This window comes from Rhodanobacter sp. B05 (genome assembly GCF_002001085.1).
GTDB lineage: Bacteria > Pseudomonadota > Gammaproteobacteria > Xanthomonadales > Rhodanobacteraceae > Rhodanobacter.
Map to the genome: position 1 here is coordinate 63,200 of NZ_MUNU01000015.1, position 24,255 is coordinate 87,454.

A 24,255-nucleotide genomic window follows, 5' to 3' on the forward strand; every position below is an offset into this window, starting at 1 on the left:
AAATCAGGAACAGAAATGCTGAAAATCGAAAACCTGCACGCCCGCGTCGAGGGCAAGGAAATCCTCAAGGGGCTCAGCCTCACCGTGAACGCGGGCGAAGTGCACGCGATCATGGGTCCGAATGGCGCCGGCAAGTCGACGCTGGGCAACGTGCTGTGCGGTCGCGAAGGTTATGAAGTGACTCGGGGCACGGTCAGCTACAACGGCATGGACCTGCTGACCATGGCGCCGGAGGCGCGTGCCGCGACCGGTGTGTTCCTGGCGTTCCAGTACCCGGTGGAGATTCCCGGCGTCAACAACACCTACTTCCTGCGCGCGGCGCTCAATGCGCAGCGCAAGACCCGCGGCGAGCAGGAGCTGGATTCGATGCAGTTCCTCAAGCTGGTGCGCGAGAAGCTGAAAGTGATGCAGATCTCCGACGAGTTGCTGCATCGCGCGGTCAACGAAGGTTTCTCGGGCGGCGAGAAGAAGCGCAACGAGATCTTCCAGATGGCCGTGCTGGAGCCGAAGCTGGCGATCCTCGACGAAACCGATTCCGGGCTGGACATCGACGCGCTGAAACAGGTGGCGCAGGGCGTCAACACGCTGCGTTCGCCCGATCGCGCGTTCCTGATGATCACCCACTACCAACGCCTGCTCGACTATGTGGTGCCGGATTTCGTGCATGTGCTGGCTGACGGCCGCATTGTCGAAAGCGGCGACAAGTCGCTGGCATTGAAGCTGGAGGAGCACGGCTACGCCGGCCTCGCCGGGCGTCAACCCGCCGGAGCCGTGGCATGAGCCAGCCGGCTTCGCTGCCGCTGGTGGAATCCCTGCTGGATGCGCCGCTGCCGCCCAGCGGTCTCGCCTGGCTGGACGTCGCGCGACAAGAAAACCTCGAGGCGTTCGCTACCAGCGGCCTGCCAGATACACGCGTGGAAGCATGGAAGTACACGGCGTTGCGCGCGCTTGGTCAGCGCCGTTTCGCCACACGCGACATGGCGGCGCCTGCCGTCGCGGTGGACGCGGCCAGCCTGGTCTTGCCCGGTGTCGACGGACCGCGCCTGGTGTTCGTCAACGGTGTGTTCCGGGCCGATCTGTCGCAGCTCGGGAACATGCCTGCAGGCCTGAGCTTGCAGCCGCTGTCACAGGCGCTCGCGGGCGATGCGGAGCCGCTGCGGTTTTCGCTTTCCAGGCACTATCGCGAGCCGGGCGATGCGTTTGCCCGGATCAATGCGGCGCGCGCACAGGATGGCGTGGTGTTGCGGGTGGCGGACCACGCGGAAATCGGGGAGCCGGTGCAGCTGGTCTTCGTTGCCGCGGCGGCGGGGCTGGATCTCGCCTGGCACGCACGCAACGTGATCGAACTGGGCCAGGGCGCCGGGCTGAACCTGGTCGAACATCACCTGGCCAGCGGCGAGCCGACCCAGCTGGCCACCCTGGTCAGCGACATCGAACTGCGCGAAGGCGCGCGACTGCAGTACACCGTGCTGCAGAACGCATCGGCCAGCACCCATCTGATCCGGCGCACCGCGCTGCGTCTGCAGGCGCAAGCCCAGGCCACCTTGCATGTGCTGGAACTGGGCGGCGCGCTGGTGCGCCATGACCTCCAGGCCGAGCTGGTCGGCGACGGGGCGCAGTTGCATACCCGCGGCGTGTTCATGCCGCACGGTCGCCAGCACATCGACACCCAGCTGGCGATTCGCCACCAGGCACTGAACACCACTTCCGAGTCGACCTGGCGCGGCGTCGCCAACGATCGCGCGCGTGGCGTGTTCCGCGGTGCGATCGTGGTCGCGCCAGGTGCCGACGGCAGCGATGCCAGCCTCAGCAACAAGAACCTGCTGCTGTCGCCGGGTGCCGAGATCGACACCAAGCCTGAGCTTGAAATCTATGCCGACGAAGTGAAGGCCGCCCACGGAGCCACCGTCGGCCAGCTCGACGAGCGTTCGCTGTTCTATCTGCGCTCGCGCGGCATCCCGCTGGCCGAAGCTCGCGCCTTGCTCACGGCGGCATTCTGTCGCGCCGTGCTGGCTGATCTGCCCAATGAAGCCTTGCGTGATCACCTGTCCACCCTGCTGGTCAACCAATTGCCCGACACCTGATCCACGTAGCCAAAGAGCACATCGAAACCCGGAAAACCCTCTCCCCTGCGGGGAGAGGGCAGGGTGAGGGGCCACGCCGACGCACAGCCCTATCGAAACGCGAACTGCACCACATCAACCCGACCACACCACCATGACCTCAGCCACCAGCATGCCCGCCACCTTCGACGTCCAGCGCGTCCGCGCGGATTTCCCGCTGCTCGCGCGCAGCGTGCACGGCAAGCCGCTGGTGTACCTGGACAATGCCAACACCAGCCAGAAGCCGCTGGCGGTGATCGAGGCGATGAACACGCATTACCGCGAACACAACGCGAACGTGTCGCGCGCCGTGCACCAGCTCGGCGAGGAGGCTACGGCCGCGTATGAAGGCACGCGCGACAAGCTGGCGCGTTTCATCAACGCGCCGTCGCGCAACGAGTTGATCCTCACCTCGGGCACCACCCAGGCCACCAACCTGGTGGCCTACAGCTATGCCTTGCCGCGGCTGAAGCCCGGCGATGCGATCCTGACCACGGTGATGGAGCACCACGCCAACATCGTGCCGTGGCAGCTGGTGGCCGCGCGCGGCGGAGCCACGGTGAAGGCCGCGCCGATCAGCGAGCGCGGCGAGTTGATCGTCGAAAAATACCTCGACATGCTGACGCCGGAAGTGAAGCTGGCCTGCGTCACCCATGTCTCCAATGTGCTCGGCACCGTCAACCCGGTGCGCGAAATCGCGAAGGAGTGCCGCAGGCGTGGTATTCCGCTGCTGGTGGACGGCTCGCAGGCCGTGCCGCACCGGCCAGTCGACGTGCAGGCGCTGGGTTGCGATTTCTACGCGTTCACCGGCCACAAGATGCTGGCGCCGACCGGCACCGGCGCGCTGTGGGCCCGGCGCGAGCACCTTGAGGCGATGCCGCCGTTCTTCGGCGGTGGCGAGATGATCCGCGAGGTGCGTTTCAGCGGCACCACGTTCGCGGCGCCACCGCACAAGTTCGAGGCCGGCACGCCGAATATCGCCGGTTTCGTGGGCATGGCGGCGGCGATCGACTATTACCAGTCGCTGGGTTTCGAGGCGATCCATGCGTGGGAGCAGCAACTGCTGGCGTATGCCACCGAACGCCTGCGCGAGATCCCCGGCTTGCGCATCGTCGGCGAGGCGGCCGAGAAGGAGCCGGTGATCTCGTTCCTGATCGACGGCGCGCAGGCGACCGACCTGGCGACCCTGCTCGACCTGGAAGGCGTTGCCGTGCGCTCTGGTCACCACTGCGCGCACCCGTTGATGCAGTTCTACGGCGTGCCTTCCACGCTGCGCGCCTCGCTGGCGTTCTACAACACGCGCGAGGAAATCGACGCGTTCATCGCCGCCCTGCTCAAGGTACGCCAGCTGCTGCGCTGAGCCGGCATCGACCGATCGCGGGGTTCCTGCGGCCACGGCGGGGCATTATGCTGGCCGGAATCCCCATCGATCATCCCCATGTTCGCGACGTTTCCCTCGTTCATTCGCGTGCCGCTGGCGCTGCTGGCGCTCACGCTCAACATCCTGCTGCACGTCACGTGCATTTTCGTGTTCACCCTGTTCAAGCTGGTACTCCCGATTCGTTCGATCCGGCACGCCTGTTCGCGGGTGCTGGTGGCGATCGCTGAAAGCTGGATCGGCGTCAACAATCTGCTGTTCGAGCTGTTCACCCGTATCCGCTGGCAGGTCGAGGGTCTGGAAGGCCTGCGCCGGGATGGCAGCTACCTGGTGCTGTGCAACCACCAGAGCTGGGTGGACATCCCGGTGCTGCAGAAAATCTTCAACCGGCGCATTCCGTTCCTGCGTTTCTTCCTCAAGCAGCAACTGATCTGGGTGCCGTTGCTGGGGCCGGCGTGGTGGGCGCTGGATTTCCCGTTCATGAAGCGCTATTCGCGGCAGACCCTGCTGCGTCATCCGGAGTTGCAGGGCAAGGATCGCGAGGCGACCCGGCGCGCCTGCGAAAAATTCCGGCACATGCCGGTCTCGGTGATGAACTTTGCCGAGGGCACGCGCTTCACCCAAGCCAAGCATGATGCGCAGTCCTCGCCGTTCCGTCATCTGCTGCGACCCAAGGCCGGCGGCGTGGCCTTCGTGCTCGACGCCATGGGCGAGGCGCTGCACGCCATCCTCGATGTCACCATCGTCTACCCCGAAGGGCCTTGCACGCTGATGGACCTGATCGCCGGGCGCGTGCACGACATCCGCGTGCACGTGCGCGAACGTCCGATCGATGCCGGGCTGATCGGCAGCTACGACGAGGACACCGCGTTCCGCGGCCGGGTCAAGGCGTGGATGAATACCTTGTGGCGCGACAAGGACGCCCAGGCGGCGCGCATGCAGCTGACCGTCGACACCACGAACGCAGGAGACTGAGATGCGCATTCTGATGGTGGGTGCCGGCGCCACCGGCGGCTATTTCGGCGGGCGCCTGCTGCAGCACGGGCGCGATGTGACCTTCCTGGTGCGCGAAAAACGCGCGCAACAACTGGCCCGACATGGTCTGGTCATCCGCAGCACTACCGGCGACGCCGACCTGAGCGCACCGTCGACCCTGCTGGCCAGCGAGCTGCGCGAGCCGTTCGACCTGATCGTGCTCAGCTGCAAGGCCTACGGGCTGGAGCAGGCGATCCGCGATATTGCGCCGGCAGTCGGAGCGCATACGGCGATCCTGCCGCTGCTCAACGGCATGCGGCAACTGGATCTGCTGGACGAGGCATTCGGCGCGCAGCATGTGCTGGGCGGCCAGTGCGTGATTTCCGCCACGCTCGATGCGCGCGGCGTGGTGCAGCACTTGAACCAGTTGCACAGCATCACCTTTGGCGAGCGCGACGGCAGCGCGTCGCCGCGGATGCAGGCGATCACCGAGGCTTTCGCCGACGCGGGCTTCGATTCGCGGCCCAGCCACACCGTCGTGCAGGACATGTGGGACAAGTGGGTGTTCCTCGCCACGCTGGCCGGCATCACCTGCCTGCTGCGTGGCTCGATCGGCGAGATCGTCGCCGCAGGCGGGCGCGAGGCGGCGCTCGCCCTGCTGGAGGAATGTCATGCGGCGGCAGCTGCGGCCGGTCACGCGCCGGCCGAGCGCGTCTTGCAGCGCGCCCGCGCCATGCTCACCGAGGCCGGTTCACCGCTGGCCGCATCGATGCTGCGTGATCTGCAGCAAGGTCACCCGACCGAGGCCGATCATGTGATCGGCGACATGCTGGCGCGTGCGGACCCCACGCATGCCGCCGGCTCGCTGCTGTCGATCGCCTACGCACACCTGAAAATCCACGAGGCCGGCCGGGTGGCGAGACAGGCCTGAGCCGCGCGCCATCGCCCTCTGCCTGCCGCAGGTCATGTCAGGCGCGACGGAACCGTCTTATCATTCGCCGATGAACAGCCCATCCGCAGCCCTCGTCTTTCGCGCCGCCACCCTCGGCGACATCCCGGCCCTGGTCGACCTGGTGACCTCCGCGTATCGCGGCGATTCCAGCCGCCAGGGCTGGACCACCGAAGCCGACATCCTCGACGGCAATCGCATCGATCCGGAAGTGCTGCGCCAGGACATCGAACGCCCACGCAGCCGCGTTCTCATCGCCGAACGCGAAGGCCAGTGGCTGGCCTGTGCGCACATCTGCGAACAGGATGGCGGCGGATATTTCGGCATGTTCAGCGTGCGCCCGGATCGGCAGGGCGGCGGTCTGGGCAGGGCCGTGCTGAGCGAAGCCGAACGCATCGTGCGCGACGAATGGAAACTGCCGGTGATGCGCATGACGGTGATCGTGCAACGCGAGGAACTGATCGCCTGGTACGAGCGCCGCGGCTACCGGCGCACCGGCGAGTACAAGCCGTTCCCCTATGGCGACGAGCGCTTCGGCATTCCCCGTCGCGACGACCTGCGCTTCGAGATGCTGGTCAAGGATCTGGGAGCCTGCTCATGATCTCCAGGCACCACGCGCCGGGTCTGTTTGCACGCATGACTGCGTCATCATTCCGTCGTGTACCGACATACACTCCCTCGATCTTCCTTGCCTTGCGCGCAAACACCTCCCGGCGCGGGGCACTCGGAGGCCATGAACAGGCTCCAGCCGGGGCGGCGGCATGAACGACTGGGTGAAAGTCGGCACACGCAGCGACTTCCTGCCGGGCGAGTTCAAGGTGGTGTGGGACGGCGACACTCCGATCGCGGTCTACAACATCGACGGTGCGCTGTATGCGGTGGAGGACACCTGCACGCATGACGGCGGCGACCTGGCCGGTGGCGAGGTGTTCGGTTTCGAGGTGGAATGTCCGCGGCATGGTGCGCGCTTCGACTTGCGCACGGGGGCGGTGACGAAGCCGCCGGCTTACGAACCGATCGCGAGTTTTCCGGTGCGCGAGGAGGATGGGGCGATCTGGACGCGGGATGATCGGTAAGAGCGTGTACTCAGATGTCTGCACATCAATTAGGGGCGCAACTTGATTAAGAAATGCGAAGTTCTTACACGGTTGCACATCTTGTTTGCTTGCGTTGCTGTACTAACCGGATGCGCCACCACCCGGGAGTTTAAGTCGCCACAGCCGCCCGGGCACGGCCGAGCTGTGCTTTACGTCATTCGAGATCACTTCCCTCCATTCAGACGAGAAGCGCAGCTGATAGTGAACGGAACACAGCTTGCAACAATGGCTGATGATGACTATGTGGAAGTAAATGCACCCGTTGGCATCGACGATATCTTGATAACCATCAACGGTGATAAGCCCTTTGACTTCAAGCTTCCGGTCGGACAAGGGACAATGTATGTGGTCTTGTCCGGGTCTGGATCTTGGCGCCCGCTTGTTTTCGGGCCTCCCATGAGCGTGATTGAACTCACCCGACATGTGCAGGCGGTGGTTGTCAGCAAGTCGCAAGCGCAAGCCATAGGGAAGCGCATTCACAAGCCAATCAGTTGAGGAAGGTTCCTCCGAAGCCTTGCGTACTCATTCGGAAAATTTCCGCAAGTACGGCGTGTGGACTTCATGCCTGGTTACACATTCCAAGTCATGAGTTTGCTTCTTGCGACTTCAGAAGCTCGAAGGGTGCGCAGAATTTTTGTGCGATCCGGATGGGGTTCCACCATGCCGGCACACACACGCCCTTGAAAGATCTGCAGGCTGGACAGTCGCGCCGACCGACAGACATGGGTCGATGGCAGTCATTCTTGGCGAGGAAGTGGGCAGGGATATTTCTAGCCACGAAATATGTTGTTGCACTTTGCTTTGCTCAGGGGCGTATGCCGGGGCATTCGGCCGACTGATGGTTCAGTCCTTCAGCCTCCTTCTCGAAACGGACCGAAACCGGCTTGCCGTTCTGCCACTTGACGCGCAGGACGTAGAGCGAGTCGTAGTCGTCGTCGGCCCAGTGCGGTACCTGCTGTGCCTTGCCCCCGACAGTTGAAACCAGCTGTTGCACCGCCTGCTGCGCCAGGTTGTGTTCCCACGCCACATAGATCGTCGCTGAACTGTAGGCGGGCTTGAGCAGGTCATGTTCGAGCTGCCTGATCTGGGTGAGTCCGAATGCCGTGTTGACCGGCAGGCCCAGGCGGATCGCGGTCGGCTCGATGGTGGCCAGCGGGCGGACGTAGTTGTATTCGACGCCCTTGTCCTTCGCCATGGATCCCGGATCGGGCGCATAGATCGCGGTGGGTGTGCCGAACTTCGCCTGCAACACTTGCGGCAGCGCCAGTGCGCGGTTGAGGCCCTGGCAGTCGAGCTGGCCCAGGCCCAGCGGCGGTTTTTCGCCGTGGCGCAGGAACACGATGGTCTGCTCGGCGTGGGCGCTGGCGATGCCGGCGGTGAGCGCCAATGCGGCGGACAGTGCAGCAAGCAACCTGGTCATGTCGGCTCCTGGCGTACATCGTGGATTCGACGCGAGTGTATCGCCCGCGACGATCGCCGGCGGGCTTTTGCTGCCGTCGCCGACATGCTGCCGATGACTGACCCATTAGCCCACCTCGCATTTCGCTCGGCTGGCGCCGCCGATGTCCTCGCCATCGTCGCGTGCCAACGCAGCGGGTGCTCATGGCTGAACGCGACGGCCGGCTCAAGGCCACTCGCCATATCGAGCGCCGCGGGAAAGCCGGTTACTTAGGCATGTTCGCTGTCGACCCCGGCGAGCAGGGCCGCGGTATCGGCGAGCAGGTGCTGGCCGAAGCCGAGCGCATTGCCCGCGACGAATGGCGGTGCCGCGCAATCAACATGAGCAGTGGAGGACGCCTGCACCCACGACAGCAGCGACCTGGCTGGCGGCGAAGTGTTCGGCTTCGAGGACGAATGCCCGCGGCACGGGGACGCGCTTCGACTTGCGAACCGACGCGGTGACCAAACCGCCAGCCTACATACCGATCGCGAGCTTTCCGGCGCGCGAGGGGGATGGTGCGATCTGGACGCGCGACGATCGGTGAGGAGGTCGCTGGATGGTGGCCGCAGGCAGGGATGCGTCGAACAGCGACCAGGTATCGATCGGCCGACCAGCGACGGCTACGTCATTCGCCGGTGGGCAACATGCGCCGCAGCACGCCGTCGTGCCGCAAAAAGTGATGGTACAGGGCTGCTGCAACATGGAGCGCGATCAGTGCCGCCAGTATCCACATCAGATAGATGTGGATGTCTCCCGCGGTCAACGCCCAATGCGCTCGCGGTGCGGCGATCGCCGGCAACGTGACGAGGCCGAACACGTCGACTGACAGCTTGTGCGCAGAGGCGGACGCCCAGCCGAGGAAGGGGCCGACCAGCAAGATGAAATAGAACGCGAGCTGCGTCACATGCGCGGCACGGCGCTCCCATGCGGGCGAACCCGGCATGTCCAGCGGCACGGGATGGCGCAGCCGGTTGCCGAAACGAACGGCCATCAGGACGAGGATGAGAACCCCGAACGAAAAGTGCAGGTTAATCAGTGTGCTCGCTACGGTATGCGGGCCGATATCCGGCATCAGCAAGGCGATGCCGAACTGCAGCACGACCAGACCCGCGATCGACCAGTGCAGCCATTTGGCTGTCGACCCGTAACGCGGGGAGACCGATGTTGTCGCCACACTGGACATGGTTGGCAGCGTATATCGTTTGGGGTAGACAAGGGGAGTGCCCATTCAAGCGATCGGGCGGACCCGCGCTTTGCATGGCGGTAGCTGATGTCATGAGGCACTGCTGATCAGCCGGGGGAGAAACATGGTTGCTGCATCCACGCGGCGGCCCAGGGGCTCGACGACAGCAGGCAGTCGGCTTGTCGCGCGCTCAATCGTGGTAGACAAACGCGAGCGACTCGCTCCATTGGCCGCGGGAGCCGAAGCGCGCGACCAGCGGGCTATCGCCGGCGTCACCCAGCAACTGCCCGTAGACCACGGCGAGCGCGAAGCCGGTGTGCTTGCTGGTGGGTACGAACAGGTCGTACTCCAGCGAGGCGAGCTGGCTGCCGGCGCCGGGTTGCCAGGGTTGGATCTGCAAGGCGCCAGCCTGGGCCGGGCTGACGCCGAAGAAGCGGTTCATCGCCGCCCCGTTCATGGCCTGCCAGTTCAGCTGCAGCGAGTGTTGCAACAACCAGAGCGGCGGCAGGTCCCACTCCGTGTAGACCTTGAAGTAAGCGCCGGCGCCCTGGATGTCGTGGCTGAGATTGGCGCCCACATCGATCTGTTTGTCGAGTTGCCATTCGAGGTAACCGCCCAGGGTGAGTCGCGGTGACAGCGGGGCGATCTTGCCGCGCAGCACGCCGAGGTCATCGCTGTCGCGACCCCACTGGTAATCGCCGTAGAGGCCAGCATGCAGCACCGAGCCGCCGACCAGGTCGAGCTGCAGGCCATCCTGGGTGGACAGGCTGAGGCGGTGGGGGATCTCGATATCGACGTAGGGAATCGGCTGGTAGCGCGAGGCACGGGCGCCGGTCCAGCGCGGCAGGTGTTGCATGCCGATGCCGACCGCGACGGTCGGCTGGTCGGCGCCATCGGCAAGACAAACCTGCGCCCACGGCAAGCCGGCCAGCAGTCCGGAACAGAGCAGGACCCGGGGAAATGAGAACGCTGGGCGGCGCGTGTGGTTCATGGGACGTGCAAGCATAGGGGCTGTCACGCCGAATCAGGATAGGGCGGTGGAGTGACGCTCAGCCACCGTTCGGTCGATACCCGGCAATCGCGGCTCGCCATGCTCGAAGGCGACCTCGCATCGCGCAAATCTGGAAGGCTCGGCCATGCAGTACGCTGGTACCGCCCTGCGCGGCAGACCTAAGCGTTTCGCAAGCCAGTTGCGCGATCGTGACGACGAGGATCGGGCGAGCGCTGGTTGGCCAGCGGCCGGGTCGCGAGGTGGAGGAGGTTGCATGCATATCATCCTGGTGGAGGACGACCCGCAACTGGGTGCGGCGATCCAGCGCGCGCTGGAACGCCTTGCCTACACGGTGAGCTGGCTGCGCAATGGCCGCGAGGCCTTGATCGCGCTGCGTGACGAGACGGCCGACCTGGTGTTGCTCGATCTGGGCCTGCCGGGCATGGATGGCCTGGACGTGCTGGTGGAGGTGCGCCGTGCGCATGTGAAGACGCCGGTGATCGTGATGACCGCGCGCGACGGCGTGCAGGCGCGCGTGCATGGGCTGGATGCCGGGGCGGACGACTATCTGATCAAGCCGTTCCACCTGGATGAACTGGGTGCACGGATCCGCTCGCTCGGTCGCCGCAGCCAGGGCCTGGCCGCCAATCGCATCGAGGTCGGCGCGCTGGCGCTGGACATGGGGACGTCGCAGGTGATGTTCCGCGACGAACCGGTCGAGCTGACCCGACGCGAATTTGCCCTGCTGCAAATCCTGATGGAGCGCGCCGGTCGCCTGGTGCGCCGCGAAAGCCTGATCAACTCGCTGTATGGCCTGGACAACGTGGTCGGCAACAACGCGCTGGAGGTGCTGATCCATACCCTGCGCCGGAAACTCAGTTACGACACCGTGCGTACCGTGCGCGGCTTCGGCTACATGATTCCGCGGGATCCGGCATGAGCGCGCCGAGCCTGCGCGGGCGGCTGCGCTGGCTGATCATCCTGGTGATGATCGCGGTGCTGTTGCCGCTGGCGGTGCTCAGCTTCCGGCGCACGCTGCGGGAGGTCAACGAACTGTCCGACGGCAGGCTGGCGCAATCGGCACGCACGCTGGAGGTCATCGTCGAGCAGAATGGCCCGGATGCGCTGCGTGGTCGCCAGGGTGGCAACCGCCTGGTGCCGATCGAGGCGCCACCGGCGCAAGCGATCAGGAAGCACGGCCATACCTTCGAATCCGAGGTCGGTTTCCAGGTGTTCGATGCGTCCGGGCGACTGATTCTGGCCACCACCAATCTTGCCGCGCTGCCGCCACCGCAGCCCGGCGATGGCGAGTACCGCGACATCCGCGCCGGCGGTTATCGCTGGCGTCTGTTCACCCTCAGCGACAAGTCCGATGGCGTGGTGATCCGCACCGGCGAGCGCTACGACAGCCGGCACGACATCCTGCGTGCGCTGTGGTTTGACCACGCGCTGCCGTTGCTGATCGGGCTGCCGTTGCTGGGCCTGCTGGTTGGCTGGGCGGTCAAGCGGGGGTTGCGTCCGCTGGAATCGCTGACCCGTGCGCTGGGTTCGCGCGCGCTGGGCAGCCGCGAGCCCATCGTGCTCGAGCAGACGCCACGGGAACTGCAGCCGGTGCTGGATGCGCTCAACGGCCAGCTGCAGCGCCTCGCCGATGCACTGGAACGCGAGCATCGCTTCAGCGCCGACGTGGCGCACGAGCTGCGCACCCCGCTGGCCTCGATCATGCTGAACATCGAAAGCGCCACTGCCACTCGCGACCCCGCCGAGGCCGGCGCGAGCCTGGCCGGCGCCCAGCACAATGTCGCCGCGCTGGCGCGCCGCGTCGAGCAATTGCTGGCGCTGGCGCGACTGGAGTCGGGCATGGCCTCGGAACAGCGTCGTTCGATCGACCTGGTGGGCGTCGCGATCGACGTGATCGAGGAACTGACCCCGGTGATTGCCGAGAGTGGTGCCGAGCTGGGTTTCAGCCATGACGAGGGGCCGATGCTGGTGCGCGGACATGAGGCCGCGCTGGCCGCGCTGCTGCGCAATCTCGTCGAAAATGCCATGCGCCACGTGCCGGCAGGCGGCCAGGTCCAACTGTCGCTTGCCAAGGGCGAGTCGGCCACCACGATCGACGTGTCGGACGACGGCCCCGGCATTCCGCGCGAGCGGCGGGCGGCGGTGTTCGCCCGCTTCCATCGCGAATCCGGCAGTCGCGGCGACGGCTACGGCCTCGGCCTGTCGATCGTGCAGCGGGCTGCCGAACTGCACGGCGCGACCATCGATCTGCTCGATTCGCCGTTCGGCCACGGCTTGCGGGTGCATGTCGTGCTGCCGCACGACGCGTGACACGCCACGCCATCCGGGTGCATCGCGTGATGCGATGGCCTGCCAGCTCGCGGCTAGCGGCGGCCCGTCGTGCCCTTGTCCGGCGCGGGTGGCACCGGTGTCCGCTCGAAGAAGCGCTGGTACAGCCGCCGCCACACATTTTCGCCGTGCTTGCCGCCCCAGACGAAGGTCGCCACGCTCTCCGGCGGCAGCGTGTACTGGAAGCGTGTCTTGTCCTGCACGACGGAGACATGCTGCGTGTCGGTCTTGCCGTTCACCAGCACCAGCACGATCGAGCCATCGTCCGCATTCCGGAACGCCACGTTGGCGAGTCCCTTGATCGTGGTGCTGGAGTTCACCCGCACCGCGCCGGGCAGGACGAACCGACTGAAATGCGCGAACGCGTAGTAGTAGTCGTTGCGACTCACCGCGCCGGTCTGCGAGTCGATCGTCACCATGCCCTTGCAGGTGTCGCAGCCGCCGAAGTGGGGGCCATGGTCTTCGTCGAGCGCCAGGTTCCAGTAGATGACGCCGCGCGCCCAGTTCCGCAGCCCGGCAAGCAACAGGTCCCGCGCAAACCAGATCAGTTCGCCGTTCCTGCTCGATTCCCAGTCGCCGCCGGAACATTCCGTGATGTAGGCATCCTTTTTGGGATAGGCCCGGTGCACCTCGGTCTGCGCACTGGGATTGCCCTGATAGCAATGCCAGGCAATGCCATCGACGTAAGGCGAAGCGTCGGGGTCGGCCAGCACGCTCGACGGCTGCGCGGGCTGATCCCAGTTGTGGTCCCAGCCGAGGATGCGTGTCTTCGGCTTGCGGCTCGCCAGGGCGGGACCGAGATATTGCGCGATGATGCGCGCCCGCTGCTCGGCGGACAGCTCCATGCCCGGATAGGTCACCGGCACGAAGCCGGGTTCGTTCTGCAAGGTCAGGGCGAAGATCGGGATGCCGTAACTGCGGTAGGTATCGATGTACTTGACGAGGTACTGCGCGTACGTGCTTTCGTAGGGTTCGAGCAGGGTGCCGCCGATCAGGTTGGCGCTGGTCTTCATCCACGCCGGCGCGCTCCACGGCGAGGCGACGATGTGCAGCCCGGGATTGACGGCCAGCACCTCGTGCACGGCCGGGATCAGATCGCGCAAGTTGGCTGCGGTATTGAAATGCTGCAGCTCGGGATCGACCTGGCCGAACGGCAGGTCATCCAGGGTGTACTGCTGCAAGGAAAAATCGGAGGCGCCGATGGTCAGGCGCATCATGTTCAGATTGAGGCCGGGTGGCGGCCCGAACAGTTCGTGCAGCAAGTCATCGCGCTGCAGCGCGTTCATCCGGTTCTGGATCAACCACGCCGACGAATCCGTCAGTGCGGCACCGAAACCCATGATGGACTGGTAGGTCTTGCTGGTGTCGACCACGACATCCGCCGGCGCTCCGTCGTCTGCGCTGACGTCGATGTCAGGTTGCTGCGCCAGGCGCAATTTCCGATCCTGCGTACTCACCCACAATTCGACCGCCGGCCCCAGCGGTCGCATCGCGGGAACGATCTGGGGCGGTGGCGCCGGGACGGTGCGCCGCGGCAGATAGAGCGCCGCCAGGGCCAGCACGCTGATCAGGACAAAAGACGAGACGGTCGTCCAGCGTGGGGGATTCCCGCGCTCACCCATGGCGCACGCACAGCGGATTACCCTCGCCGCGGCGAACGTGGGACAACCCCGCGATCACGGCGACCCCAGGCTTGCGCAGGGCAGGTCGGTGCGGCCGGCCGAGGCATCCTCCACGATTCTCACGTCGGCGAAGGCGGCGGAAAAGGGTGGCGATGCCTGCACGCCGAACGGCACGTCGATGTGCGATAGGTCGGCGCCCTTGCGCATGAAACACTGCAGCGGAATCGACACGGTGTGGCGCGAACCCTTCGCGTAGCCGGCGAAGGTGCGGGCAAGCTCGACCGTTCTCATGCAGCCCTGGCCGCAGCCCATGTAGACCTGGACGGGCGCCGTGGCGGGCGTGTCGATCACCACGTCGAACTGCAGCGCCGCATGGGCGGATGCCAGCGGCATCAGGTCGCGTGGCTGGGCACTCTTCGCGTAGAAGCGGCCGGTGCCAAGCCAGGTGACGGACTTGGCGTCCTGCTGGGTGTTGACCTGCACCGTGCGCAGTCGCAGCACGGGATGGCTGGCCGGCCACTCGATCTGCGAGTTCAGGTCGGCGCCGACGGCAAGTGGATGGTGTGCGGGCCTGTCATCGCCCAGGTACAGCGCGAATGGCGGCACGGCCAGCGTGTGGAACACCGACAGGCCCGCGGTATTGGCACAGGCATCCACGCCGGGAAAGGTCGGCAAGGCGGGCAATTCGTGCCTGTCGGGATAGTGCAGGCCGTAGCCCGGCGCGAACGCCCGGCGCGCCGCACCGGTGCCGTCGGTACCGGCATGGGGGCAGGGCATGCCCGGCCACGGCCGCGCCAGCGTGCCGCTGAAGTTGTAGCGACCCGAACCGCCGGGCGCGGCGAACAGCACGTCGGCCACGCCGCCGCCTTCGCTGCCGGGCAGCCATGCCGCCACGAACGCATCGGAGAGGTTGAGCAAGTTGTTGACGTAGAGCGGGCGCCCCGCCACGAACACCGTCACCACCGGCTTGTGCGCCTTGGCCACCGTTTTGAGTACCGCCAGGTCTTCCGGGTAGCGGTCGCTGTGGCGCAGGGTTGCCGATGGCACGATGTCGCCCATCGTCTCCGCATAGGGCGTCTCCCCGATCACCGCCACGATGGCATCGAAGCGCTGCAGGTCGATGCCCTGCGCGGTTTCGCTGTAGGTGACATGGGCGGCGCCATCGGCGGCGCGCAGGCCGGCCAGGATCGTCTCGCCCTGGGGGAAGTCGGCGTTGCTGTTGTCGGTGCCCTGCCAGGTGAGCGACCAGCCGCCGGTCTGGTTGGGCAGGCTGTCGGCGCTCTTGCCGACGACCAGGATGTTGGCGCCGGGCTTCAGCGGCAACACGTTGCCGTTGTTCTTCAGCAGCACCAGCGACTCGCGCACCGCCCGCCGCGCCAGCTCGGGGCTTTGCAGCAATTTTTCGTCGCCCGCGCCGGCGCGTTGCGAAGGCCGCTTGCCGAACAGGCCCATGCGCAACTTGGCGCGCACGATCCGGCTCACGGCATCGTCGATCCGCGCCAGCGGGATCTGGCCGCTCTCGACCTGGCGCATGGTATTGGCGATGAAGGCCTTCCAGTCGTCGGGCACCATCACCATGTCGATGCCGGCATTGATCGCCTGCGGGCAGCTGGCATTGCTGCAGCCCGGCAGTTGGCCGATCGCGTTCCAGTCGGAAACGATGAAGCCCTGGAAACCCATTTTCTGCTTCAGCGCGCCGGTCAGCAGCGCTTTTGCGCCCGACATCTTGCCGTAGTTGATGCCGTCGGCCACGTCATCCCAGCTGTTGTAGGACGCCATCACGCTCAGCACCCCGGCTTGGATCGCGCCGAAGTAACCCGAGCCGTGCACGTTGATCATGTCGCTGCGGCCGACCCTGGCCTCGCCCTGGTCGGTGCCGTTGTGGGTCGCGCCGTCGCCTATGAAATGCTTGGCTGTCGCCATCACGTTGTGGTCGCCGAAATCCCCCTGCAGCCCGCGCACATAGGCACGCGCGTACTCGCGTACCAGTGGACCCTCGCTGGAAAAACTCTCGTAGCTGCGTCCCCAGCGCACGTCCTGGGCCACGGCCAGGGTCGGCGCGAACGCCCATTCGATACCGGTGGCGCGCACGGCCCTGGCGGTAGCCGCGCCGATCGCTTCGATCAGTGCCGGGTCGTGCGCCGCGCCCAGGCCGATGTTGTGCGGGAACAACGTGGCGCCGAGCACGTTGTTGTCGCCATGCACGGCATCGGTGCCCCAGATGATCGGCACCTTGATCGCCGCGTCGGTCGCCATCGATGCGTCGTAGTAACGGTCCGCCAGGCTCAGCCAGTCCTGGATGGCGGCGTGCTTGTTCATGCCGGGCCAGGAGCCGCCGCCGTTGAGGACCGAACCGATGTAGTACCGGGTCACCTCAGCCGGCGTGATCGACTTGATCTCGGCCTGGGTCATCTGCCCGACTTTCTGGGCGAGCGTCATGCTGGCCACGATCTTTTTCACCCGCGCTTCCAGCGCCGGATCGGCAGGCAGGCTGCTCTTGATCGCCGGCCAGTCGGTGTAGTGCGTCGACGCCGGCACGCGATGATCGACGGATCGTGACGTCGCGCTATCGGGAGCTGTTGCTTTCGTCGCGTCGGTGGCATGTGCGCTGCCGGCGCCAGCCAGCACGATCATGGTGGCGTGCAGCATCCACAAGCATCGGGAGTGGGCCATGGGAAGCCTTGTCGGTCGGGGGCGTTCGCCTGACATCTTACAGGCGCGGGATTTTCGCGGCGGCAGGCGCTGGGCACGGCCTGCCGCTTTCGTGACACACGGCTCAACCGGAGAGGCGCCGTGGTGTGGCGCCTCTCGCGCTTCCAGGAGCCCGACAGGCTCCTAGAGCTTGTAGTTGAAGCCGAGCAGTACGCTGCGTCCCCAGGTGTCGTATTCCAGCGGACGGGTTACCTGGACATTGTTGGGCAGACCGGAAATCTGTGCCGTTACGTCCGGAGAATTGCCCAGGTTGTTGACCTGCAGCAGGATCGAGAGCCCGTTCCAGCGGCCGTCGGAGAAGGCGTAACCCACCTGCAGATCGGTTTGCCGGTTGGCCAGGATCTTGGTGTAGCCGAGCTGATCGAACAGCGCCACGGCCTCGCCGGTGTACGACGACCGGTAGCGTTCGGCGACGCGGATCGAGAAGCCGTAGCGCTCGTAGTACAGCGTCAGGTTGCCCACCTTGTGCGACAGGCCCGGCAGTGTCTGCGGCCCACCGGGGATGGAAGAAATCGAGCTGGTGGGGATGCGGCTGTTGGTCAGCGAGTAGTTCGCCTGCACGCCAAAACCTTCCAGTGCATCCGCCACCAGCCCCCCTTCCAGCGAGCCCGCCAGCTCCAGGCCGTCCATCTTGCCGCCGGTGCCGTTTTCGGGCGTGGTGAACGAGCCGATGTTGCTGGTGGGCACCAGCGTCGGCGTGTCGTTGGTGTAATGCGAGAAGTCGTAGTCGAGCACGGTCTGGTTGTAGATGTAGTTCAGCAGGTTCTTTTCGAACACTCCCACCGACACGTAGCTCGCCTTGCCGAAGTACTTCTCCCACGAAAGGTCGGTACCCACGGCAACGTAAGGTTTCAAGTGCGGATTGCCGCCGCTGCCGGACCAGAGCACCTGCCCGGCCGCCGGGCCGTCTTTTATTTGCGACACATAGGCGGAAGTGGACACCTTCTCGTCGTCGATGCGGCCGCGCGCCATGGTCTTGGCCAGGCCGAAGCGCAGGTACTGGCGATCGCCGATCTTGGCCACCAGGTTCAGGCTGGGCAGCACGTTGTTGTACGACGAGCCGTCCTTGATCTGGCCCACCAGGGTGTTGCCATCGGTCTGCAGCGCGGTGGACGATTGATTCGTGTGCACGAACTGCACGCCGGCGTTGCCGCGCAGGGGGATGCCCCACAGCGTCGTTTCGATATTGAACCTGACGTAGGCGAGCGGGACCTTTTCCTCCACCGTGTAGTTGCGGCTCCAGTCGCCCTGACCGTTTTCCGGGGTCAGGTAGAACTGGCTGTACAGCGCGCCCAGCACGTTGTAGTTGAGGATGCCGGGGATACCGCCATAGCCCAGCGCTGTCGGGTTGTAGAGCAGGGCCGGATTGATCGGCGTGCTGAAGTGATTCTGGTAGGTGTCCTGGGTGGAACCGTTGCCGTCCAGCCAGGCGAAGTTGACGTCGGCGTGCTTGGTCTTGGTGCGATCCGAATAGTCGAGACCCAGATCCATGCTGCTGAAGATCCAGCCCAGCGGGTGGCTTACCTGCAGGTGCAGGGCGTGGATCTTGTCGTCCTGCTGGTCGAATTCCTCGCGGCCGTTGTAGCCGTAGTTGTCCGGATCGGTGAAAACCACGGTGGCGGGGTTGCCCAGGTCGACGGCCGGCGTGAAGTCCGGATAGCCATAACCGGCCGGCGTGTTGAAGTTGGCGCTGGTGAAGGCGCCATTGGCCAGGCCGCTGAACAGGTAGGCATCGTGCAGATGCACGGTGGCGCTGGAGGAGGACAGGTCGGCCATGGCGGTCCAGTCGCCGAGATAGAACACGTTTTTCCAGCCGATCGAATACAGCTTGTCGTGCTCCTTGGTGTATTCGTTCTGCAGGATCGGTGCGAGGCCGTTGACGGTGCCCGAGGTGACGATCGGATAGGGCTGTGCGGGCGTGGTTACCACGTTGTCGTAGGAGACGTTGTCGTAGGGACTGCTGGACCACTGCGCGCCGTTGGTGAACTTCTTCTTGTTGAACGTCGAGTAGTACAGGTCCAGCTTCGAGTAGTACGTCTCGTTGGGCGCCCATTCGAGCACGGCCATCAGGCCGTTGCGCTTCTGGTCCTGCGATTGCGCGCGCAACTGCATGCCTTCCTGCGAGATCACGTTGTCCGGCATGCCCGGCGTGTGCGGGCCACCCCAGTTCTGGTCGATGCCTGCCGTGCCGTTGTCGACGCTCCACCACCAGGCCTGGTATTGCTTTTCCTGGATCGGCTGGTCGAGCTGGGCGAGCCCGATCGCCACGCCCAGCTTGTGATCGAAGAACTGATCGACGTAGGAGAAGCTGGCCCGGTGCCCGTTGTCCCCGATGCCGGTGCCGGGGTTGAGATTGCCGTTGCTGTCGTGCTCGCCGCGCAGGTTGAACACCATGGCGCGTCCGGGCAGATCCAGCGGGTTGATGGTGTGCAGGTCCACCGTGCCGGAGAGGCCCTGGCCGATCACGCTGGCATCGGGTGTCTTGTACACCGTCACGCCATTGATCAGTTCGGCCGGGTACTGATCGTATTGGACGCCACGGTTCTCGCCGATCGTGGCCTGCTCGCGCCCGTCGAGCGTGGTTCCGACAAAATCCGGCGACGTGCCGCGAATCGAGATCGCGCTGGCCTCACCATCCACGCGCTGCGTGGCCAGGCCTGGCAGTCGGGACAGGCTGTCGGCAATGCTCACATCCGGCAGCTTGCCCAGGTCCTCGGGGGCGATCACCTCGACGATATCGTTGGAGTTCTCCTTCGCCTTCAGCGCGCTCTGGATGCTGCCGCTGATGCCGGTCACCACGACCTTGCTCAGTTCCGTGATTGGCGGCCCGGGTTTCTTGCGGGTCGGCGCCGTCGTCTTCGTGCTTTCCTTCGTTGTTGCCTGTTCGGCTGGCGGGGTTGCTGTCGTGCCCTGGTCGGACGCCTGTTGCGCCGCCGCGTGCGGGACGGCGGCGGCGAACAGCAAGGCTGCGCTGCAGGCAGTGACCAGCATGCGCGGGCGAGGCGAAGCGGCATGCGCGAAAAACGTCGACGGCGAACAACGATGCTTCATGGGCACTCTCCTCGGGGTTCGATGGTGGAGCCGTCTGTCGACGGCCCTGAGCCCATGGTGCATCCGCGCAAGTAGTCATGTCATCCGTCTTGTCTCGCAATATCTTGCGTATCGCGCCGGGACGCTGCCATACGCGTTCACGTCCGGCGGAGAACATCAGCAAATTGAAAGGCAACTGGCGTGAAATGCGGCTCCTGGACTCCGCTCGTTACCCGCAAGGAGAACAGACATGCGCAGTTCGAGTTCGCTGGCCGTATTCGCTCTGATCGTCATCCTGACAACGCTGCCCGTGCAGCCGGCTCGTGCCGGCGGCGGCTTGCTGGGTATCGATCATCGCCTGCACTACGACAACAGCGGCATCTGGAAACGCAGCAACCAGACCACCCTGGTCTATGGTGCCATCGCCACGGTGGGCATCGGCGCGATCGCCCTGGGCGACCAAAGCAAGTTGGGCGACACGTTCTGGCGTTCCGTCGATGCGCTGGTGGTTACCGGCGTGGCCACCACTGCCATGAAGTACACGTTCCAGCGCGAACGCCCCTCGCAGACCAGCGATCCCAACCTGTTCTTCCAGGGCAGTCATGCGCAGAGTTTCCCCAGCGGCGAGGTGGCTGCGATGTCGGCTGCGGTCACCCCGTTTATCGTCAACTACGGCGGTGAGCACCCCGCGGTGTACGCGCTTGCCTTGCTGCCGGCCTACGACGCCGTCGCCCGCATGAAGACGCGCGGCCATTGGCAGAGTGACGTGCTGGTTGGTGCCGCGATCGGCACCGGCATCGGCATCTGGACGGCGCGGCGCAAGTCGTCGCTGCTGGTGGGCTGGCTTCCCGGTGGTTTCAGCGTGGGTTACGTGCACCATTTCAAGCCGTAATCGTTTTGGCTCGGGTACGGAGCGTCGGTGCGCTCCGGTTGGGAGCCAGATGAAAATGACTTGCAGCCCGGTGGTGGCTCGGTTCGGTCGCCTCGGCGACACGGTGCTGTTGCAGCCACTGTTGCAGAAATTGTCGTTGCGCTATGGCCAACCGTGCCACCTGCTGGCGCTGGGTGACGGGCCGCCCGTGCTGTTTTCGGCCCAGCCGGAAGTGGGAGGCTTCATTCCGCTGGCGACCCAGTACGGGCCATTGTGGATGCGCCCTGGTCGCTGGCGGGCGGTTCTCGCGCTCAGTCGTCTGCGCGACTGCCCTTTCTATATTGCCGAACCGGCCTTTCGCACGCGCACGAAGTTGCGACCGATGCTGAAGTTGGCGGGCATACCGCCGGAGCACTGCCAGTTCATCGAAGATTTGCCGGCGTGCGAGGACGAGCACTGGCTCGACTGGCTGGCGCGCTTCAGCGACACGACGCCGATGGCGTTTCGCGAACGTTGGGAGCTCGGGCCAGCCGGGCCTTGCGGCGCGCCCGAACTGAACGTGACCGCGGCGGAGCGGGCCGATGGCGAGCGCTGGCTGCGGGCGCGTGGGCTGGCGCAGCGTCCGCTGGTGCTGCTGCAGCCGGCCAACAAGCGCACCATGCGCTGGAACGGCGTACGTGCGGCAGCTGATGACGTCAAGTCCTGGCCGGCCGAGCGCTGGGCTGCGGTCGCCCGGGCGATCAGGCAGCGGATGCCGCAGGCGCGGCTGCTGCTGTGCGGTTCGCCCGCGGAAGCCGGCTATCTGCGGGCGTTGCAGGCCGTGGTTCGCGTCGGGACGCCCGACATCGGGGTGGCGGCGTTGCCGCTGGGGTGCCTCAAGGCATTGCTGGAGACTGCCCACAGCATGATCTCGGTGGATACCGGGCCGGCCCATCTGGCGGCCGCGCTGGGCTGCCCCCTGGTGGTACTTTTCGGGGGGCGCTCCCCGCGCACATGGGCACCGCGCAGCGGACGCGGCAGTGCGGTATCCGTGATCGGCGGGTTGCCGGACATCCAGCGGGTGGATCAGATCGAGGTCGAGCAGGTGGCCCAGGCGTGGTGTCGATTGCCGCTTTGTCGTGCTGAGGATGAGTCCGGGTGTTTGCTGCCAACCGATTAACCTGATTCTCACGGGTCGATAAGCGTGCTGAAAGCCAGGCGCTTCATGCTCTTGCCATGACCGTACGCCATACCATCCGTTCTCTCGTTGCGCCGCCAGTCCCGGCCGCCGACTCCCGAAGACGCCCGGCTTCATGGGATGCGCGGGGGCGTGCGTGGGCGGCCTCGGTCCTGCGCCGGATGTTCCGTCGGGTCGGTCGTTCACTGTGCGAACCCGGGGGGTTGCCGAAAGCCGGCATTCACCGGGTACTGGTGTGTCGGCCAAACCACCGGCTTGGCAACAGCGTGCTGATCAGTCCGCTGATTGCGGAAATCGAGGCGCTTTATCCGGGCGCCGAGATCGACATAGTGGGAAGCCATGCGACCGAATGCCTGTATGCAAGTCGTTTCAGCGTCCACACCGTGTTCGTGTTGCCACCAAAGATCGCGCGGCATCTGTGGCAGTCGGCAGGCGTGCTGCGTGCCTTGCGGCGAGGTCGCTACGATCTGGCCATCGATGCCTGCAATGGATCCCAGTCCGGGCGCATCGTGCTGGCCCTGGCACAGGCCAGGTACAAGCTGGGATTTCCCGACCCGAAACTGAATCCCGCATCGGCGTGGCATGCCTTGGCGTGGCCCGATCACCTGGCGCATCGCAGCGTGTTTTTGCTGCGTCAGGCTTACGGAGTGGCGAAGCAGCCGGATTATCCGCCGCTCAATCTCGATCTGACGCTCGAGGAAAAGCGGGCAGCATCCAGCGTCATGGCAACGCTGTGCGGTGGCGTGCGTGAACAGTGCGGCGCGACCGTGGCGATATTTCCCAACGCGACGGGTGCCAAGTGCTACAGCGACGACTGGTGGCGGAGCTTCGTGGAGACCTTCCAGTCGCTGTGCCCGCAGGTGCGCCTGGTCGACCTGCTGGCGGCGCATGGGCGCTCGCAACTGGGCTCGCGATTGCCCCCGTTCTATTCGCGTAACCTGCGTCGGATGGCCGCGATGATGGCTTGCATGGATGGCGTCATCAGCGCCGACTGTGGCGTCATGCACCTGGCCGCGGCCAGTGGTACGCCCACACTGGGGCTGTTCTCGGTCACCGATCCAGCCAAGTACACGCCTTATGGCGGAGCCAACGCGGCGCTGGATACGCATGGGATGGATGCGGCAGCGGTTGCGACCGCCGCCGCGCAATGGTGCAGCAGGCTGTTGTCGGTGCGAGCGAGTGCCGAGATGGTTTCGACCTCGCTCGATCCGGCAGCATAGGCTCAGCTTGCAAGGCCATGGCCCCATCTCACGGGTGACGTGAGTGGGGTTCCATGGCCTGCCGGCATTGATCGGGATCAGTCAGCCTGAGCGGCGGTGGCGTTCATCAGGGGCGGCCCACCATGAGGACACTGAAGCTGCCCGGCACGATCGTGTGCCGGCCATTCGGCTGGCGGGTGGCGCCGAAGCGCGCCGCGGAGAGGTAAAGCCGATGCAGCTTCGGGTCCAGCGTCTCGGTGCGGGCGCTGACCTGGGTGGGGATGGTGGCGCTGACGCGGTAATGGTCCGGATCGTCCTGATGTACCGCGGTGATGGTGCCGCTTTCGCCGTTGGAGCTGTAGATCGTCGCGTCGGCGTCGTCGAACACCACCGCGTCGGGGCCATCGCCGATCGGCACGCTGGCGACCTGGTGACCATCGAGCGCATCGGTGACGGCCATCAGCTGGTTGTCGCAGACCGAGAACAGCCGATGATGACGAATATCCATGGCCAGGCCGCTGGGTGACTGGCAGGGGGCCAGCGACCACACGTGGGTTACCTTGTTGCTGGCCGTGTCGATCTCGACCAGCTCGGACTTGTCCTCGATGTTGTCGTAGATATGGCCGGCGCCATCGGACACCGCGAATTCGGGCTTGCCGGGCAGCGCGATCGTGGCAATCACCGCGCCCTTCGCCGGGTCGATCACGCTGGCGTTGTCGCTGTGACCGTTGAACGTCAGCACGTGATGCGAGGGGCGGTCGTAGACGATCGCATCGGGGTTCTGGCCGGTGCCTGCGATGGTCGCCACCGTCTTCAGCGTATTCAGGTCGAACTCGGTGACTGAGGCGCCCTTGCCGTTGCTGATGAAGCCGCGCCCGAGGTCGGGAGCCAGCGCGATGCCGTGGACGCCGGGGGTATTCGCGATGGTGCCGATCTGCTTGTGCTGATCGACATCGATCACCAGCACGCGATCGCCATGGCTGACGAACAGGTGCCGATGCGGCGCGTCGAAGCTGAGGTAGTCCCAGCCGCCCGCGCCGCCCAGTGGCAGGGTCGACAGCAGTCGCGGCGCAGGAGCGGGGGAGGGCGACGCGGCGTGACCGGCCACGGGGATGGCCAGCAGCAACAACGAGGCCGGCAGGAGGGAGCAGAGCAGTCTTTTCATGGCAGCTACCTTGG

General features: G+C 65.5%; 20 protein-coding genes and 2 pseudogenes. 15 read left to right on the forward strand and 7 right to left on the reverse strand.

Annotated elements, in window-relative coordinates:
* Window positions 1-15 precede the first annotated feature (15 nt).
* The 8 genes from sufC to B0E47_RS09135 all read left to right on the forward strand — a co-directional run bounded on the left by sufC (window position 16) and on the right by B0E47_RS09135 (window position 6,996).
* Window positions 16-780 (forward strand): Fe-S cluster assembly ATPase SufC, encoded by a 765-nt coding sequence (gene sufC / locus B0E47_RS09100; RefSeq protein WP_077513880.1) that lies wholly within the window; start codon window positions 16-18, stop codon window positions 778-780.
* The gene (sufD, locus tag B0E47_RS09105) at window positions 777-2,084 is read left to right on the forward strand and encodes a Fe-S cluster assembly protein SufD (protein ID WP_077513882.1); all 1,308 of its coding nucleotides are present in this window, start codon (window positions 777-779) and stop codon (window positions 2,082-2,084) included. Before sufC ends, sufD begins: the two co-directional genes overlap by 4 nt.
* Window positions 2,085-2,217: 133 nt before the next feature.
* A complete protein-coding gene (locus B0E47_RS09110; protein ID WP_077513883.1) occupies window positions 2,218-3,462 on the forward strand; it encodes a cysteine desulfurase in 1,245 nt (414 codons plus the stop codon).
* Window positions 3,463-3,540: 78 nt separating this feature from the next.
* Window positions 3,541-4,455: an acyltransferase gene (locus tag B0E47_RS09115; RefSeq protein ID WP_077513885.1), complete on the forward strand. Its 915-nt coding sequence runs from the start codon at window positions 3,541-3,543 to the stop codon at window positions 4,453-4,455.
* A 1-nt stretch (window position 4,456) separates the two neighbouring features.
* Window positions 4,457-5,386, forward strand: coding sequence for a 2-dehydropantoate 2-reductase (gene panE, locus B0E47_RS09120; protein ID WP_077513886.1), 930 nt, complete (start codon window positions 4,457-4,459; stop codon window positions 5,384-5,386).
* 70 nt (window positions 5,387-5,456) lie between these two features.
* Complete coding sequence (locus B0E47_RS09125) at window positions 5,457-6,005, forward strand: GNAT family N-acetyltransferase (protein WP_077513888.1); 549 nt, start codon at window positions 5,457-5,459, stop codon at window positions 6,003-6,005.
* A gap of 160 nt (window positions 6,006-6,165) precedes the next feature.
* On the forward strand, window positions 6,166-6,480 hold the full coding sequence (locus tag B0E47_RS09130) for a non-heme iron oxygenase ferredoxin subunit (protein ID WP_077513889.1): 315 nt from the start codon (window positions 6,166-6,168) through the stop codon (window positions 6,478-6,480).
* Between the two features lie 222 nt (window positions 6,481-6,702).
* Window positions 6,703-6,996, forward strand: a complete 294-nt coding sequence (locus B0E47_RS09135) for a hypothetical protein (RefSeq protein WP_139351405.1) — start codon at window positions 6,703-6,705, stop codon at window positions 6,994-6,996.
* A 310-nt stretch (window positions 6,997-7,306) separates the two neighbouring features.
* Here B0E47_RS09135 and B0E47_RS09140 read toward each other — a convergent pair whose 3' ends face one another.
* A complete protein-coding gene (locus tag B0E47_RS09140) occupies window positions 7,307-7,921 on the reverse strand; it encodes a hypothetical protein (RefSeq protein ID WP_077513892.1) in 615 nt (204 codons plus the stop codon).
* Between the two features lie 176 nt (window positions 7,922-8,097).
* On the opposite strand from B0E47_RS09140, the pseudogene B0E47_RS16820 reads away from it, so the two are divergent.
* Both B0E47_RS16820 and B0E47_RS17235 read left to right on the forward strand, forming a co-directional pair.
* Window positions 8,098-8,265 (forward strand): annotated as a pseudogene (locus tag B0E47_RS16820) (GNAT family N-acetyltransferase); the annotation flags it as partial.
* A 19-nt stretch (window positions 8,266-8,284) separates the two neighbouring features.
* Window positions 8,285-8,486 (forward strand): annotated as a pseudogene (locus B0E47_RS17235) (Rieske 2Fe-2S domain-containing protein); the annotation flags it as partial.
* 81 nt (window positions 8,487-8,567) lie between these two features.
* Here the strand turns inward: B0E47_RS17235 and B0E47_RS09150 are convergent.
* Together B0E47_RS09150 and B0E47_RS09155 are read right to left on the reverse strand one after the other, a co-directional pair.
* The gene (locus tag B0E47_RS09150; RefSeq protein ID WP_168171037.1) at window positions 8,568-9,125 is read right to left on the reverse strand and encodes a cytochrome b; all 558 of its coding nucleotides are present in this window, start codon (window positions 9,123-9,125) and stop codon (window positions 8,568-8,570) included.
* A gap of 190 nt (window positions 9,126-9,315) precedes the next feature.
* Entirely contained in the window at window positions 9,316-10,116 is an 801-nt protein-coding gene (locus B0E47_RS09155; RefSeq protein ID WP_077513897.1) for a MipA/OmpV family protein, read from the reverse strand.
* Between the two features lie 274 nt (window positions 10,117-10,390).
* Here B0E47_RS09155 and B0E47_RS09160 point away from each other — a divergent pair, with 274 nt between their 5' ends.
* Window positions 10,391-11,056 (forward strand): response regulator, encoded by a 666-nt coding sequence (locus B0E47_RS09160; RefSeq protein WP_077513899.1) that lies wholly within the window; start codon window positions 10,391-10,393, stop codon window positions 11,054-11,056.
* Window positions 11,053-12,447, forward strand: coding sequence for an ATP-binding protein (locus B0E47_RS09165; protein ID WP_077513901.1), 1,395 nt, complete (start codon window positions 11,053-11,055; stop codon window positions 12,445-12,447). Before B0E47_RS09160 ends, B0E47_RS09165 begins: the two co-directional genes overlap by 4 nt.
* Window positions 12,448-12,500: 53 nt before the next feature.
* Here the strand turns inward: B0E47_RS09165 and B0E47_RS09170 are convergent, their stop codons facing one another.
* The 3 genes from B0E47_RS09170 to B0E47_RS09180 all read right to left on the reverse strand — a co-directional run bounded on the left by B0E47_RS09170 (window position 12,501) and on the right by B0E47_RS09180 (window position 19,850).
* Window positions 12,501-14,087, reverse strand: coding sequence for a glycoside hydrolase family 30 beta sandwich domain-containing protein (locus B0E47_RS09170; protein WP_077513903.1), 1,587 nt, complete (start codon window positions 14,085-14,087; stop codon window positions 12,501-12,503).
* 54 nt (window positions 14,088-14,141) lie between these two features.
* Window positions 14,142-16,760, reverse strand: coding sequence for a glycoside hydrolase family 3 N-terminal domain-containing protein (locus B0E47_RS09175; RefSeq protein ID WP_254422875.1), 2,619 nt, complete (start codon window positions 16,758-16,760; stop codon window positions 14,142-14,144).
* A 162-nt stretch (window positions 16,761-16,922) separates the two neighbouring features.
* Window positions 16,923-19,850 carry a TonB-dependent receptor gene (locus B0E47_RS09180; RefSeq protein WP_077513905.1) on the reverse strand — a complete coding sequence of 976 codons (2,928 nt, stop codon included), beginning with the start codon at window positions 19,848-19,850 and terminating at the stop codon, window positions 16,923-16,925.
* A 229-nt stretch (window positions 19,851-20,079) separates the two neighbouring features.
* Between B0E47_RS09180 and B0E47_RS09185 the strand changes: the two genes are divergently transcribed.
* The 3 genes from B0E47_RS09185 to B0E47_RS09195 all read left to right on the forward strand — a co-directional run bounded on the left by B0E47_RS09185 (window position 20,080) and on the right by B0E47_RS09195 (window position 23,097).
* Window positions 20,080-20,721 (forward strand): phosphatase PAP2 family protein, encoded by a 642-nt coding sequence (locus B0E47_RS09185; protein ID WP_077513907.1) that lies wholly within the window; start codon window positions 20,080-20,082, stop codon window positions 20,719-20,721.
* 49 nt (window positions 20,722-20,770) lie between these two features.
* Window positions 20,771-21,859: a glycosyltransferase family 9 protein gene (locus tag B0E47_RS09190; protein WP_077513909.1), complete on the forward strand. Its 1,089-nt coding sequence runs from the start codon at window positions 20,771-20,773 to the stop codon at window positions 21,857-21,859.
* A 284-nt stretch (window positions 21,860-22,143) separates the two neighbouring features.
* The gene (locus B0E47_RS09195; RefSeq protein WP_254422876.1) at window positions 22,144-23,097 is read left to right on the forward strand and encodes a glycosyltransferase family 9 protein; all 954 of its coding nucleotides are present in this window, start codon (window positions 22,144-22,146) and stop codon (window positions 23,095-23,097) included.
* Window positions 23,098-23,203: 106 nt separating this feature from the next.
* On the opposite strand, the gene B0E47_RS09200 is transcribed toward B0E47_RS09195, so the two are convergent.
* On the reverse strand, window positions 23,204-24,241 hold the full coding sequence (locus B0E47_RS09200; protein ID WP_077513912.1) for a YVTN family beta-propeller domain-containing protein: 1,038 nt from the start codon (window positions 24,239-24,241) through the stop codon (window positions 23,204-23,206).
* Window positions 24,242-24,255 lie beyond the last annotated feature (14 nt).